This window comes from Streptomyces sp. CLV115, assembly GCF_038448545.1.
Lineage (GTDB): Bacteria > Actinomycetota > Actinomycetes > Streptomycetales > Streptomycetaceae > Streptomyces > Streptomyces sanglieri.
In genome coordinates this window covers 1-14,432 of sequence record NZ_JBCEWQ010000198.1, presented here as the reverse complement: position 1 = coordinate 14,432, position 14,432 = coordinate 1, and the positions used below count along the sequence as shown (strand labels likewise).

General features: G+C 72.6%; 10 protein-coding genes and 1 pseudogene. 8 read left to right on the top strand and 3 right to left on the bottom strand.

All coding sequences use genetic code 11. The annotated features are described in order from the left end of the window. The first annotated feature begins 227 nt into the window (after positions 1 to 227). The 3 genes from AADR41_RS37670 (at position 228) to AADR41_RS37660 (ending at position 4,639) form a co-directional block, all read left to right on the top strand. Positions 228 to 905 carry a hypothetical protein gene (locus tag AADR41_RS37670; RefSeq protein WP_342286611.1) on the top strand — a complete coding sequence of 226 codons (678 nt, stop codon included), beginning with the start codon at positions 228 to 230 and terminating at the stop codon, positions 903 to 905. Positions 906 to 1,086: 181 nt separating this feature from the next. Beyond that, positions 1,087 to 1,284: a hypothetical protein gene (locus AADR41_RS37665; protein WP_342286610.1), complete on the top strand. Its 198-nt coding sequence runs from the start codon at positions 1,087 to 1,089 to the stop codon at positions 1,282 to 1,284. A gap of 193 nt (positions 1,285 to 1,477) precedes the next feature. Then, on the top strand, positions 1,478 to 4,639 hold the full coding sequence (locus tag AADR41_RS37660; protein ID WP_342286616.1) for a helix-turn-helix transcriptional regulator: 3,162 nt from the start codon (positions 1,478 to 1,480) through the stop codon (positions 4,637 to 4,639). Between the two features lie 19 nt (positions 4,640 to 4,658). Here the strand turns inward: AADR41_RS37660 and AADR41_RS37655 are convergent, their stop codons facing one another. The 3 genes from AADR41_RS37655 to AADR41_RS37645 form a co-directional block, all read right to left on the bottom strand. Beyond that, the gene (locus tag AADR41_RS37655) at positions 4,659 to 4,988 is read right to left on the bottom strand and encodes a DUF6191 domain-containing protein (RefSeq protein WP_446751179.1); all 330 of its coding nucleotides are present in this window, start codon (positions 4,986 to 4,988) and stop codon (positions 4,659 to 4,661) included. Positions 4,989 to 5,010: 22 nt separating this feature from the next. Further along, positions 5,011 to 6,183: a PQQ-dependent sugar dehydrogenase gene (locus AADR41_RS37650; RefSeq protein ID WP_342286613.1), complete on the bottom strand. Its 1,173-nt coding sequence runs from the start codon at positions 6,181 to 6,183 to the stop codon at positions 5,011 to 5,013. Between the two features lie 191 nt (positions 6,184 to 6,374). Continuing rightward, entirely contained in the window at positions 6,375 to 7,367 is a 993-nt protein-coding gene (locus AADR41_RS37645) for an aldo/keto reductase (RefSeq protein WP_342286609.1), read from the bottom strand. 131 nt (positions 7,368 to 7,498) lie between these two features. On the opposite strand from AADR41_RS37645, the gene AADR41_RS37640 reads away from it, so the two are divergent. The 5 genes and pseudogenes from AADR41_RS37640 to AADR41_RS37620 all read left to right on the top strand — a co-directional run. Further along, positions 7,499 to 8,467, top strand: a complete 969-nt coding sequence (locus tag AADR41_RS37640) for a 2-hydroxyacid dehydrogenase (RefSeq protein WP_342286608.1) — start codon at positions 7,499 to 7,501, stop codon at positions 8,465 to 8,467. 275 nt (positions 8,468 to 8,742) lie between these two features. After that, positions 8,743 to 11,577, top strand: a complete 2,835-nt coding sequence (locus AADR41_RS37635; RefSeq protein ID WP_342286612.1) for a putative bifunctional diguanylate cyclase/phosphodiesterase — start codon at positions 8,743 to 8,745, stop codon at positions 11,575 to 11,577. A 217-nt stretch (positions 11,578 to 11,794) separates the two neighbouring features. Further along, a complete protein-coding gene (locus AADR41_RS37630) occupies positions 11,795 to 13,651 on the top strand; it encodes an acetolactate synthase large subunit (protein WP_342286607.1) in 1,857 nt (618 codons plus the stop codon). A gap of 22 nt (positions 13,652 to 13,673) precedes the next feature. Then, positions 13,674 to 14,201, top strand: a complete 528-nt coding sequence (gene ilvN, locus AADR41_RS37625) for an acetolactate synthase small subunit (RefSeq protein ID WP_342286606.1) — start codon at positions 13,674 to 13,676, stop codon at positions 14,199 to 14,201. A 101-nt stretch (positions 14,202 to 14,302) separates the two neighbouring features. Then, positions 14,303 to 14,432 (top strand): annotated as a pseudogene (locus tag AADR41_RS37620) (ketol-acid reductoisomerase); the annotation flags it as partial.

Sequence of the window (14,432 nt, the reverse complement as noted above, 5' to 3'; positions counted from 1 at the left end):
CCCCCCCCCCCCCCCCCCCCCCCCCCCCCCCCCCCCCCCCCCCCCCCCCCCCCCCCCCCCCCCCCCCCCCCCCCCCCCCCCCCCCCCCCCCCCCCCCCCCCCCCCCCCCCCCCCCCCCCCCCCCCCCCGGCGGGCGGACGCCCGCCGGGGCCGGGGCCCGCCCAGGACGCCGTCGCCCGGGGCATTCGTTAAGAGGGTTCTCATACGGGCCGCCTAGCGTGCGCAACATGAACCCCAGGACCCCCACTGACCCCACCGCTCCCGCCGACCCCGAAGCATCCGAAGTCTCCGCAGCAGCCGATGCGTCTGATGCATCCGATGCAGCTGATGTGTCCGGCGCGTCCGGTGCCGAGGAGATCGTGGCCGAGAAGGCCGCAGCCTCGGACACCTCGTACGACCTGACCAAGGCCACCGGGGACGCGGTCACCGAGGGCGAGGGCGAGGACGGGGCGGAGGACGAGGACCTGGACGGCCTCGACGACGACTCGGCCAAGGAGACCTCCGGCCTGGGGGCGGCCGCCGCTGCCGTGGTCGCGGCCGGTCTCGGCGTCGTCGCACTGACCGGGTCCTGGACCGGCAAGGTCGCAGCCGAGCGCGAGACACTGATCGGCCAGATCAAGACCTCGGGCGGCGGGACCGCGGCCCAGCAGATCTCCGAGATCTACGGCGACGCCTGGCACTCCACCGCCCTGGTCAACGGACTCTTCGCCCTGCTGGCCCTGCTGGTCGGCATCTTCGCCCTGGTCCGCCCGGCCTTCGGCGTACCGTCCGCGCAACCGCAGCCCGGCTGGGTCCGCGCCGTCGCGACCGCCGGCATCGCGCTCGGCGTCCTCGGTCTGCTGCTCTCCGTCGGCATGTACTTCGACCTCATCGTCGCCCTGCCGACCGCGACCGCCACCCAGTAGGCACGACGGCCCGAGGACCGTCCTGTAGGGCATCCGACGAGCGGATCCGGGGCACCCCGCCCCACGAAGATGCGGATATTGCCCGATGTGGTGACACCCCCTGGGGAACGACAGTCGGGGCACGGCAGAGAAACCCTGCCGTCCCCGGCCCGAACGGGCCGTCGTCCCCAGGGAGAAGCACATGCACGTGTACCGGCTCCACGAACTGCGCGCCGCCGAACTGCGCCGCCGGGCCGAGCAGGACCGGCTCGTCCGGGAGGCCCTTCGCGCCCGCCGGGCGGCCAGGCGGGCCGCCCGCCGGGCCGCCCGGCACTCCGGGAACAAGGAGGCCGAGGGGCCGGTGAGTACCGGCCGGAAGCGCTTCGTCCCCGCCGCGTGAAGGCCGTGCGACGATGCCCGATGCCCGATGCCCGATGCCCGATGCCCGATGCCCGATGCCCGGTGAACCGGTGACCGGCGAGCTGGTGCCCGTCGGATCACCGCCCGTCGGATCACCGCCCGTCGGATCAGTGCCCGGCGCGGCGGTGGCCGGCCGCCCGGTTGCGGGAGCCGCGCGCCCGGTCCCGTATGCGATGCTCGGCGGCGTGGAGACCAGGTCCGTCAGTCCCGTCTTCGTCGGCCGCGAGGGCGAGTTCGCCGCGCTCGTCGATGTGCTCGGCCGCGCCTGCGCGCAGGGCAGCGGCGGCGGCCCGTGCGGGGCGGACGCCCCGGGCGAACCGCAGGCGCTGCTCATCGGCGGCGAGGCAGGGGTCGGCAAGACCCGGCTGGTCGAGGAGTTCCTCGCGGCGGCGGTACGCCGCGACGCGGTCGTCGCGGTCGGCGGCTGCGTCGAGATCGGCGCCGACGGCCTGCCCTACGCCCCGTTCTCCACCGCGCTGAGGGCCCTTCGCCGCACCCTGCCCGCCGAGGTCGCCGCCGCCTGCGCCGGGCAGGAGGGCGAGCTGGCCCGGCTGCTCCCCGAGCTCGGCGAGGCCGACCGGGACGCCGCCGACGAGCACAGCACCGCCCGGCTCTTCGAGCTCACCGCCGGACTCCTGGAACGCGTCTCCGCCGGGCGCCCCGTCGTCCTCGTCCTCGAAGACCTGCACTGGGCCGACACCTCCACCCGGCACCTCCTCTCCTATCTCTTCCGCACCGTGCGCAACGGCCGCCTCGTCGTGATCGGCACCTACCGCTCCGACGACATCCACCGCCGCCACCCGCTGCGCCCCCTGCTCGCCGAACTGGACCGGCTGCGCACCGTCCACCGGATCGAGCTCGCCCGCTTCAACCGCGCCGAGGTCCGCCGCCAGCTCACCGGCATCCTCGCCGCCACCCCCGAGACCGCCCTCGCCGACGAGATCTTCGAACGCTCCGACGGCAACGCCTTCTTCGTCGAGGAGCTCGCCCGCAGCCTGGAGAGCGGCGACCGTTCCCGGCTCTCCGACTCGCTGCGCGACCTCCTCCTCGTACGCGTCGAAGCGCTTCCCGACGACACGCAGAAGATCGCCCGGATCGTCGCCGAGGGCGGTTCCACCGTCGAGTACGAACTGCTGGCCGCGGTCGCCCGGCTGACCGAGGACGAACTCATCGAGGCACTGCGGGCGGCCGTCGGGACCAACCTGCTGCTCGCCACTCCGGAGGGCAACGGCTACCGTTTTCGGCACTCCCTGGTCCGCGAGGCCGTCAGCGACGACCTGCTGCCCGGCGAGCGCTCCCGGATCAACCGGCGCTACGCAGAGGCGCTGGAGGCCGACCCCGCCCTCGTCCGCGCCGGGGAGCGCGCCACCCGCCTCGCCAGCTACTGGTACGGCGCACACGACGCCGCCAAGGCCCTGCCCGCCGTGCTCAGGGCCTCCGTCGAGGCCCGCCACCGCCATGCGTTCGCCGAACAACTCCGCCTTCTGGAACGGGCGATGGAGCTGTGGGACGACGCCCCCGACGACGTACGCCGCACCCTGCGGCCCATCGACTACGCCGAGAGCTACCCGGCCTGCGGCTGCGACCCGGAAGCCGCCCCGCTGCGCTACCTCGACCTGATGGCCGAGGCCACCGTCGCCGCCCGGTTCGGCGGGGAACGCGAACGCGCCCTGGCCATCGCCAAGAAGGCCATGCGGGTCCTGGAGGGCGAGGACGACCCGTTGCGCGCCGCCTGGTTCTGGGTTCAGCGCTCCCGGCTGGTGCAGGACCTCACCCGGGGCGACGGCCGCGAGGAACTGGCCACCGCCCAAGAGCTCGTCCGCGGCCTGCCCCCGTCCGCCGTGCACGCCGACGTCCTGATGAGCGTGGCGGGCTGGGGCGCCCTGCACCGCCCGGGCGCCGAGACCCTGCTCGCCACCGACCGGGCGGTGGAGTACGCGAGGCTCGTCGGCGACGAGTACATCGAGCTGCACGCCCGGCTCACCCGTGGCCGGCTCACCGCCGAGGCGGGCGGGGTCGACGAGGGCATCGCCGAGATGTACGCCGTCCGCGACCGGGCCGACGAACTCCACCTGGTCGGCATCATGAGCCGGGCGGGCATCAACCTCCCGTCCACCCTCGAATCCATGGGCCGCTCCCTGGAGGCCGTGACCGCCGCGGACCACGGCATCGCGATCAGCCTCAGCCACGGCATCGCCGACATGGAGGCATGGGTCCGCTGCAACCGGGCGACCTCGCTGTTCTCCCTGGGGCACTGGGACGAGAGCCGGGCCACCACCGACGCGGCGGCCCGCGCCGCCCGGTACGGCAAGGCCCAGGGGCTGGTGGCCTCTCGCCGCACCGAACTCGCCCTCGCGCAGGGCGACCTGGCCGAGGCGGAGTTCCAACTCGCCCTGACCCGGCGCTGCTTCGGCTACCGAGACCCGCAGCCACAGCACGTCATCGACCCCGCACGCCACGCCGTCGCCCTCGCCGCGCAGCAGGGCCGACTGGCCGACGCGCGAGCCGAGTTCGAGGCCCGGTCGGAGCAGGGTTTCCCGCCCGGAACCCAGCGGTACGCCTTGCCGCTGCTCCACGCCGTCGCCGAGGCCGAGGCCGATGCCAGGGGCCTGCCCAGCGCCGACCCCGGCCGGCCGGCGATCCTGGCCGCCGTCCGCGCCCACCTGAAGCGGCTCCCGATGCTGGTCCCGGTCTGGGCCGCGCACGGCCTCCTCGTCGATGCCGAGCTGGCCAGGGCGGAGGGCATCGACACCCCCGCCCACTGGTCCCGCGCCGCAGCCGCCTTCGCGCCGCTGCACCGCCCGTACGAGCTGGCCCGGATCCGGCACCGCTGGGCCGAGGCCCTCCTCGTCGCCTCGGGCGACCGGACCGCCGCCGGCACGCTGCTGCGCGAGGCACACCGCACCGCCGCGCGGCTCGGCGCCCGCCCGCTGATGACGGCCGTCGAGCTGCTGGCCGGCCGCGCCCGCGTCACCCTGGCCGCCGCGGACCGCGGTGCCACCCCCGAACTCCCGCCCGCCGTCACCGTCCCGGACGAGGCCGACTCCGGCGCCGGCGACGGCACGGCGGACCCGGAGCGCGTCGCCGACCGGCTGCGCGAGGCGGCCGCCGCCGCGGTGGAGTCCTTCGGGCTGACCCGGCGCGAACAGGACGTGCACCGGCTGGTCGCCGAGGGCCACACCAACCGCAGGATCGCCGAGCAGCTCTACATCTCGCCCAAGACGGCGAGCGTGCACGTCTCCAGCATCCTCGCCAAGCTCGGCGTCTCCAGCCGCGGCGAGGCGGCCGCCCTCGCCCACCGGCTCCGCCTGTATCCCGCCCCCGGCGACGCCTGACGGGGACCGGGCCACCCGCTCAGGACCGCGCGCCGCCCACATCCCTGCCCATGTCCCCGTCCGCTTCCGGGGCCGCTCCCGGATCCTGAGCGGCCTCCGGATCCGCCCGATCCACATGGTCCGCCGGGTCCGCCGGGTCCGCCTGATCGGCGGCGGCATGCGCACTCGGGCTGCCGTCCGCGCCGGAGGCCCGGACGACCACCTTCCCGGAGGCCAGGTCTATCGGCCCGCGTCCCGGGTCACCGACACCGAGATCCACCCGGGTCAGCTCCAGCCGCTTCTGTTCGTCGGAGGCATGCTTGCGGCCGGGCGCGAAGAGTTCCTCGAAGAAGTTGAACACCGGCCGCACGCCCTTTCACCTGCTGTAGCCGCTATCGCACCGCCAGCACCAGGATCCTGTCGTCTCCCGGCTTCGGGGTGCCACGGGTGTCCGTATTGCTCGTGACGAGCCAGAGCCTGTCGCCGCCCGCCGCGAGCACGGTGCGCAGACGGCCGTACTTTCCTTCCAGGAACGACTGAGGGGCCGCCAGAGGTTCCTCGGCGTCATTGCCGGACAGCGGGATCCGCCAGAGCCGCTTGCCGCGCAGGCCCGCCATCCAGATCGAACCCTTGGCGAAGGCGATCCCGCTCGGGGAAGCCTCGGACGTCTTCCACTGTGCCACGGGATCGATGAAACCCTTCTTCCCCGCCTTGCCCTCGGCCTCCGGCCAGCCGTAGTTCCCACCCGGCACGATCCGGTTCAGCTCGTCCCGGGTGTCCTGGCCGAATTCGGACGCCCACAGCTGCTTGTGCCCGTCCCAGGCCAGCCCCTGCACATTGCGGTGCCCGTACGAATACACCACGGAGTCGGCCTCCGGGTTGCCGTGCAGCGGCTGCCCGTCCGGGGTCATCCGAAGGATCTTGCCGGCCGGCGACTTCCTGTCCTGCGCGAGACCTTCGTCGCCCGTATCCCCGGTGCCCGCGTACAGCATGTGGTCCGGGCCGAAGGCGATCCGCCCGCCGTTGTGGATCGAACCCTTGGGGATGCCGCGCAGGATCGTGTCGGGCGCGCCCAGCAGCCGGCCGGGGGTCGTGCCGTTCTCGTCGTACTGCATACGCGCAATGCGATTGTCGGACTCGGTCGTGAAATACGCGTACACCATGTGGTCCGCGCCGTACGTGGGGGAGACCGCGATCCCCAGCAGTCCGCCCTCACCGGCGGGGGACACCCCGGGCACCGCGCCCAGCAGCGTCTTCCTGCCGGTCTTCGCGTCGATCCGGGTGATCGTGCCCTTGTCGCGGGAGGAGACCAGCAGATCGCCGCCGGGCAGTTGTGCCAGCCCCCAGGGCGAATCCAGGCCCTCGGTGAGCGTCGACACCACCTTCACCGAGCCCTTGGCGGGCGGCAGGGCGGGCGATGCGGACGGGGCGGCCGACCGGCCCGGAGCGGTGGGGGAGGCGCTCGCCGCCGACGGCGTCCGCCCGGCCCCCGCCGTGCTCCCGGAGCCGTCGCCCGGGGAACACCCCGCGGCCAGCGCCAGCGAACCGGCCGCCAGCGCGGCCACCGTCCCGCGGCGCAGACCCCGGCCCGGGCCCCGCGGCCCGGCAGGGTCTCGTACAGATCCGAACAGAACACCGCGCACAGCACCGATCCCTTCGACGGCCACCTGACTACTGTTCTTACACCGCGGCCCCGCTCCGGAGTTCCCGATGCCCGCCGATTCTGCCGCCCGGCGCGCACGTACGAGGGCGGATCTCAGTCCCACGACCCCTGCGCACCGGGCAGCGCGGCGATCTCCGCCAGGTCCCGCGCGGTCAGCTCCAGCCCGGCCGCCCCCGCGTTCTCCACCGCCCACCGCTCCCGCTTGGTCCCCGGCACCGGCACCACGTGCGGCCCCTGCCGCAGCACCCAGGCCAGCGCCACCTGCGCGGCACTCGCCCCGTGCCGCTCGGCGATCCGCCGCAGACCGACCACCACCGGCTGGTTCGCCGCCATCATCTCCGCGGTGAACCGGGGGTGCCGGGCCCGCAGATCGTCCGGTTCGAAGCCCTGCCCCGGCGTCAGAGTGCCGGTCAGATAGCCGTTCCCCAGCGGCATCGCCGCCAGCAGCCCGACACCCCGCGCCGAACACCACGGAAGCAACGACTCCAGCGCCTGCGGCGACCAGACCGAGAGCTCCGCCTGCACCGCGCTCACCGGGAAGACCTGCTGCACCCGGTCCAGCTGACGGATCGTTTCGTCGTACATCCGCGATCCCGGCCGGCGCGAGGCCCGCGCCCCGATCGCGCAGAGTCCGAGCGCCCGCACCTTTCCGGCGGTCACCAGCTCCGCCATCGCGCCCCAGGTCTCCTCGACCGGCACCTCGGGGTCGGCCCGGTGCAGTTGGTACAGATCGATCACATCGGTCTGGAGCCGGCGCAGCGAGGCGTCGCAGGCCCGCCGCACATAGCCGGGGCGGCCGTTGGCCACGATGTGCTGGTCGCCCACCAGCAGTCCGCACTTGGTGGAGACGAACGCTTCCGACCTGCGGCCCTTCAGCGCCCGCCCCACCAGCAGCTCATTGGTGAACGGGCCGTACATGTCGGCCGTGTCGAGCAGTTGGACACCCGCGTCGAGCGCGGCGTGCACCGTACGCAACGCACGGTCACCACGCTGCTGCGAGGCGCTGTAGGCCCAGCTCATCGGCATGCAGCCGAGACCGATCGCCCCCACGGCGAGCGCCGCCGCACCGAGACTCCTGCGCTCCAACTCCCCGACCCTCCCCAGGCCCGCCGCCGAACCGGGCCCATGCCCCGCCGTCGCGGGACCGCACCGCACCCCAAAGTAACCTCTGCCGCCCGCCCGTCCTCGCACGGCCTCCGGCGATTAGCCTCCTGACCATGACTTCGACGAACACTCCCGACGTGACGAAGACGCCCCAGGTGTGGCTGCCGTTCCCGGCCGACGAGGTGCCAGGGCTCCCCGGGGGGCTCGACTACCGGCTCTGGGACGGGGGACCGGACTACCCCGCCGACCCGGCCGACTGCGCCTTCTACGTCGTGCCGTACATGAAGGGCGCCGCGGTCGCGGTCCGCCCGCTGGCCGGCATGACGTCCGTCCGGGTCGTGCAGACGCTCTCCGCGGGCATCGACCACGTCGAGCCCGCGCTCGGCCTGCTGCCGGACGGGGCGCTGGTCTGCAATGCCAAGGGGGTCCACGAGGCGTCCACCGCGGAGCTCGCCCTGACTCTGATCCTCGCCTCCCTGCGCGGTGTTCCCGGCTTCGTCCACGGCCAGGACAAGGAGGAGTGGCGGTCCGGCTTCTACCCCGCGCTCGCCGACAAGTCCGTGCTGATCGTGGGGTACGGATCGATCGGATCCGCCATCGAGGACCGGCTCGCGCCCTTCGAGTGCGCCCGGGTGGTGCGCGTCGCGCGCTCCGCGCGGGCAACCGCACGCGGCCCCGTACACCCGCTCGACGAGCTGCCCGCGCTGCTGCCCGAGGCCGATGTCGTGGTGCTGTCCACCCCGCTGAACCCGTCCACGCAGGGGCTGGTCGACGCGAAATTCCTGGCCGCGATGGCGGACGGGGCGCTGCTCGTGAACGTCGCCCGGGGCGGCGTCGTCGACACCGAGGCGCTGCTGGTCGAACTCGGGTCCGGCCGGCTGCGGGCCGCCCTCGACGTCACCGACCCGGAACCGCTGCCCGCCGGCCACCCCCTCTGGCACGCTCCGAACGTCCTGATCACTCCTCATGTGGGCGGCAGCACGTCGGCCTTCCTGCCGCGCGCCAAGCGGTTGCTGGCCGGGCAGCTGAGCCGGTTCGCCGCGGGGGAGCCGGTGGAGAACGTGGTACGCGCCATCGGCTGACCACGCTGCGGAGGCCCCCGGTCGCACACCGTTCCGACAACTCCGCAGGTCGTCACGGAGAGTAGAGGAACTATGTCCCTGCGTGACGAGTCTGGTGTATCGTCCCGAAAGGGGCGCTGCGCCGTGGAAGGGACGGCGCCGGGGAGGACGCGACACGCGAGGGGGCGACGGGCGATGTACGGCCGATGGGTGCACGATCCGACACCGCGGGGCAGCCGACGGGGACCGGCGGGACGCCGGGTGCGCGCGCACCCGACGACACCGGGGGCGCCCCGGTGAGCGCGCCGGCCGACGCCCTCGGGGCCCTCCTCTCCCGGAGGCCGGCCGTGGGCGGCGCGTCCGCGCTGGTCTGGCAGATCCTGCTCGGCGTCGTCTGGGCCGGATACGCCGTGGGAGCGGCCCTCGGCTGGGGTTCTCCACAACTGGCCCTCTTCATGGGGGATTTCGGGCTCAGCGCGGCGGCACTGATCGCCGCCGTCTCCTGCTTCCGCTACGCACGGGCCGGCTCCGGCGGGCTCCGGCCCGCCTGGCTGCTGTTCGCGCTCTCCTCGTTCATGGCCTCCGCCGGCAACGCCGTCTGGGGCTGGTACGAGGTGGTGCTCGGGCTCCCGGTGCCCACGCCCTCGCTCGCCGACGTCTTCTTCCTCTGCTTCGCGCCGCCCGCCATCGTCGGGCTGCTGGTCCTCGCCAAGCGCCCGGTCACCAGGGCCGGCTGGCTCTGTCTCGCGCTCGACTCCTGGCTGATCGGCGGCTCGCTGCTCACGCTCTCCTGGAGCCTCGCCCTCGCCCACACCGCGCATCTGGTGGACGCCGAGGGCGTGAGCGTGGCCCGCGTGGCGCTGGCGCTGGCCTATCCGCTGCTCGACATCGTGCTGGTCTCCATGGTGCTGGCGCTGCACTTCCGGCGTTCCAGCGTCAACCGCTCCGCGGTGAACACCGCAGTCGCCGCACTCGCCCTGACGGTGCTGTCCGACGCCCTGTTCACCTCACCGCTGCTGCGCCAGACCTACCACTCCGGCCAGATGCTGGACGCGGGGTGGTTCGCCGGCTCACTGCTCCTCGCGTACGCCCCCTGGGGCGCCAACAGGGCCGCGGACAACTCCTTCCCGCCCCCGGGCACACAGCCCACCAGCCGCCCCATCGCCGGCTCGCTGGCCGCGCTGACGCCCTATCTCGCCGCCGCCGTCTGCACCCTCGGCATCCTGTACAACGCCGTCGAGGGCCGCCGGGTGGACCGCGTGGTGATCCTCACCGGCTGCACGGTGGTGCTCGCCCTGGTCGTGCGGCAGGGCATCATGCTCGTCGACAACATCGCCCTCACCCAGGAACTGGCGCAGAAGGAGAACCACTTCCGCTCCCTGGTGCAGGGCTCCAGCGACGTCATCATGATCGCCGCACCCAACGGCGTGCTGCGCTACGTCAGCCCCGCCGCCGCCGGGGTGTACGGGCGCGAGGCCGACGAGCTGGTCGGCGCCGAGCTGTCCTCGATCATCCACCCCGACGACCTGGGGCGGGTGGTCCACGAAGTGCGCCGGTTCCTCGCCGCCCCGCCGGGCGAGGAGCCCACCACCCGGATCGAGTGCCGCTTCAGATCCGGCACGGGGGACTGGCTCAACGTCGAATCCACGGTCAACCGCCACCAGGGCGGGCTGATCCTCAACAGCCGTGACGTGACCGAACGGGTCCGGCTCCAGGCCCAGTTGCAGCACAACGCCGAGCACGACCCGCTCACCGACCTGCCCAACCGCGCCCTGTTCACCAAACGGGTCCGCCAGGCCCTCGGCGGCCGCCGCTCGGGCGACTCCGGCACCGCCGTGCTCTTCATCGACCTCGACGGCTTCAAGGCGGTCAACGACCGCCTCGGCCACCAGGCGGGCGACGAGCTCCTCATCCAGGCCGCCCGCCGCCTCCACGAATCGGTCCGGGCCGGTGACACCGCCGCGCGTCTGGGCGGCGACGAATTCGCGGCGATCATCCTCGGTGACGGCACCCGCGACCAGCCCGCCCGGGAATGCCAGGTCCACGAGATCGCCGACCGGCTGCGCCTCACCCTCGCCCAGCCGTACCGGATCGGCACCGGCGAGGTCCGGGTCGCCGCCTCCATCGGGGTGGCCTTCGCCGAACCCGGCATCACCCCCAGCGACCTCATGCGCAACGCGGATCTCGCCATGTACCGCGCCAAGGCGGGCGGCAAGGACCGCGTCGAGCTGTACGCCCCGCAGATGCAGGCCGATGTGGTGCGCCGCTCCGAGCTGGCCGCCCGGCTGCGCACCGCCCTGCGCGACGGCGAGTTCGCCCTGCTCCACCAGCCGGTCGTGCACCTCGCCACCGGCAGGGTCGCCGCCGTCGCCGCCCAGGCCCGCTGGCGCTCCGCCCAGGGCATCCTGTTCACCCCGGCCGAGTTCCTGCGCGTCGCCGAGGACAGCGACCGCACCTCCGAGCTGGGCCGCTGGCTCCTCGAAGAGGCCGTCGAGCAGGCCGCCGACCGGGCCAGGGCCGGGCACCCGGTCTCCGTCGCCGTGCGCCTCTCCGCCCGCCGGCTCCTCGACAAGGGCACGCCGTTCGGCTCCGTGGAGGCGCTGCTCACCCGGCACGGCCTGCCCTCCGGCGCCCTGATGATCGAGGTCTCCGACAGTGACCCCCGGATCTCCTTCGACGAACTGGAGCAGCGTCTCGTGGCCCTGCGTCGCATCGGTGTCCGTATCGCGCTCGACGGCTTCGGCAGCGGCTACGCCGCGATCAACGCCCTGCGCCGCCTCCCCATCGACGTACTGAAACTGGACCGCGGTCTCGTCGAGGGCGTGGTGGAGTCCGCCCGGCTGCACAAGATCACCAGCGGCCTGCTGCGTATCGCCTGCGACCTCGGCATGCAGTCCGTGGCCGACGGGGTCGACGTACCGGAGCAGGTCCTCGCGCTGCGCGCCATGGGCTGTACGCACGGCCAGGGAATGGCCTTCTCCGGGCCGGTCGACGAGTACCGGCTGCGCCGCGCCCTGGCCCGCGGCGAGTTCCCGGTGCCCGGCAGCGCCATGGCCCAGCCCGTCCTGACAGGCGGCCAGATCCCGCTCCTCAGCGGCTCACATGCTGAGACGCCCATCCCACCCACTTGACACGTCGAGTGCGTCGGAGAGAGGGTCATTGCCATGCGCACCCGAATTCTCGTACTTGGAAAGCGCGTCGGCTGAAGCAGGGTCCCACCATGGCACTCTGCAGACCGCACCGACGCGCTCCCCTCGCTTGCCTCACGGCACGGGGGGTTTTTTGTTGCACCGGCACCACGCAAACTGACGCAAAACACCCGCAGAAACCCTCAGCTTCGAGAAGAGAATGCCGATGACCGAGCAGGCCACCGGGGCCCACCATCCCCAGCCGCGGGCCCGTAACGGCGGATCGTCCCCCGCCACCGTTGAGCACGTCACGGGCGCGCAGTCCCTCATCCGCTCCCTTGAGGAGGTGGGGGCCGACACGGTATTCGGCATTCCCGGCGGCGCCATCCTTCCGGCGTACGACCCGATGATGGACTCCACCCGGGTCCGCCACGTCCTGGTCCGCCACGAGCAGGGCGCGGGGCACGCGGCCACCGGCTACGCGCAGGCCACCGGCAAGGTCGGCGTCTGCATGGCGACCTCGGGCCCCGGTGCCACCAACCTGGTCACCCCGATCGCCGACGCGTACCTGGACTCGGTGCCGATCGTCGCGATCACCGGGCAGGTGGCCTCCGCCGCCATCGGTACCGACGCCTTCCAGGAAGCCGACATCTGCGGCATCACCATGCCGATCACCAAGCACAACTTCCTGGTCACCAAGGCCGAGGACATCCCGCACACGATCGCCGAGGCATTCCACATCGCCTCCACCGGCCGTCCGGGCCCCGTCCTCGTCGACATCGCCAAGGACGCCCTCCAGGCGCCGACCACGTTCAGCTGGCCGCCGACCCAGGACCTGCCCGGCTACCGTCCGGTCACCAAGCCGCACGCCAAGCAGATCCGCGAAGCCGCCAAGCTGATCACCCAGGCCAAGCGGCCGGTGCTGTACGTCGGCGGCGGTGTCATCAAGGCGGGGGCCACCGCCGAACTGAAGGTCCTCGCAGAGCTCACCGGAGCGCCCGTCACCACCACACTGATGGCGCTCGGCGCATTCCCCGACAGCCACCCGCTGCACGTCGGAATGCCGGGCATGCACGGTGCGGTCACCGCCGTCACCGCGCTGCAGAAGGCCGACCTGATCGTCGCCCTCGGAGCCCGTTTCGACGACCGCGTCACCGGCAAGCTGGACAGCTTTGCCCCGTACGCCAAGGTCGTCCACGCCGACATCGACCCCGCGGAGATCGGCAAGAACCGGGTCGCCGACGTGCCGATCGTCGGGGACGCCCGCGAGGTCCTGGCCGACCTGGTCCAGGCGGTCCAGGCGGAGCACACCGACGGCCATGTGGGTGACTACGAGGCGTGGTGGAAGGACCTCAACCGCTGGCGCGAAACCTACCCGCTCGGTTACGACCTGCCCGAGGACGGCAGCCTCTCGCCGCAGCAGGTCATCCAGCGCATCGGCGAGCTCGCCCCCGAGGACACGATCTTCGCGGCGGGCGTCGGCCAGCACCAGATGTGGGCCTCGCACTTCATCAAGTACGAGCAGCCCGCCACCTGGCTGAACTCCGGCGGCGCCGGAACGATGGGGTACGCGGTCCCGGCCGCGATGGGTGCCAAGGCCGGCATGCCGGACCGCACCGTCTGGGCGGTCGACGGCGACGGCTGCTTCCAGATGACCAACCAGGAACTCACCACCTGCGCGCTCAACAACATCCCGATCAAGGTCGCGATCATCAACAACGGCGCCCTCGGGATGGTCCGCCAGTGGCAGACCCTGTTCTACAACCAGCGGTACTCCAACACGGTGCTGCACTCCGGCGCGGACACCGAGGGCGTCCCGGCGAAGGGCACCCGCGTGCCGGACTTCGTCAAGCTGTCCGAGGCCATGGGCTGCCACGCGATCCGCTGCGAGGACCCGGCCGACCTGGACAAGGTCATCGCGGAGGCCAACTCCATCAACGACCGCCCCGTCGTGGTGGACTTCATCGTCCACGAGGACGCCATGGTGTGGCCGATGGTCGCCGCCGGCACCTCCAACGACGAGGTCATGGCCGCCCGCGGGGTCCGTCCCGACTTCGGCGACAACGAAGACGACTGAGAGACAGAGAGAGACCGACTCCATGTCCACCAAGCACACGCTCTCCGTCCTGGTCGAGAACAAGCCCGGTGTCCTCGCCCGGATCACCGCCCTGTTCTCCCGCCGCGGCTTCAACATCGACTCGCTCGCGGTCGGCACCACCGAACACCCCGACATCTCCCGCATCACCATCGTCGTGGGTGTCGAGGACCTGCCCCTTGAGCAGGTCACCAAGCAGCTCAACAAGCTGGTCAACGTCCTGAAGATCGTCGAACTCGAGCCCTCCGCTGCGATCCAGCGCGAGCTCGTCCTGGTGAAGGTCCGCGCCGACAACGAGACCCGCTCCCAGATCGTCGAGATCGTCCAGCTGTTCCGCGCCAAGACCGTGGACGTCTCCCCGGAGGCCGTCACGATCGAGGCGACCGGCGGCGCCGACAAGCTGGAGGCCATGCTCAAGATGCTGGAGCAGTACGGCATCAAGGAGCTGGTCCAGTCCGGCACCATCGCCATAGGGCGCGGCGCGCGCTCGATCACCGACCGTTCGCTGCGCGCCCTCGACCGTACGGCGTAGCCGTCACCCCTCTCGCCGCTCGTATGGCGAGACCCGAAAACGTATCTGACGCACCCCGCCGTACGGTGGGACGCAACACCTGCACACCAAGGAGAAACCCAGTGGCCGAGCTGTTCTACGACGACGATGCCGACCTGTCCATCATCCAGGGCCGCAAGGTCGCGGTGATCGGTTACGGCAGCCAGGGCCACGCCCACGCGCTGTCGCTCCGTGACTCGGGTGTCGACGTCC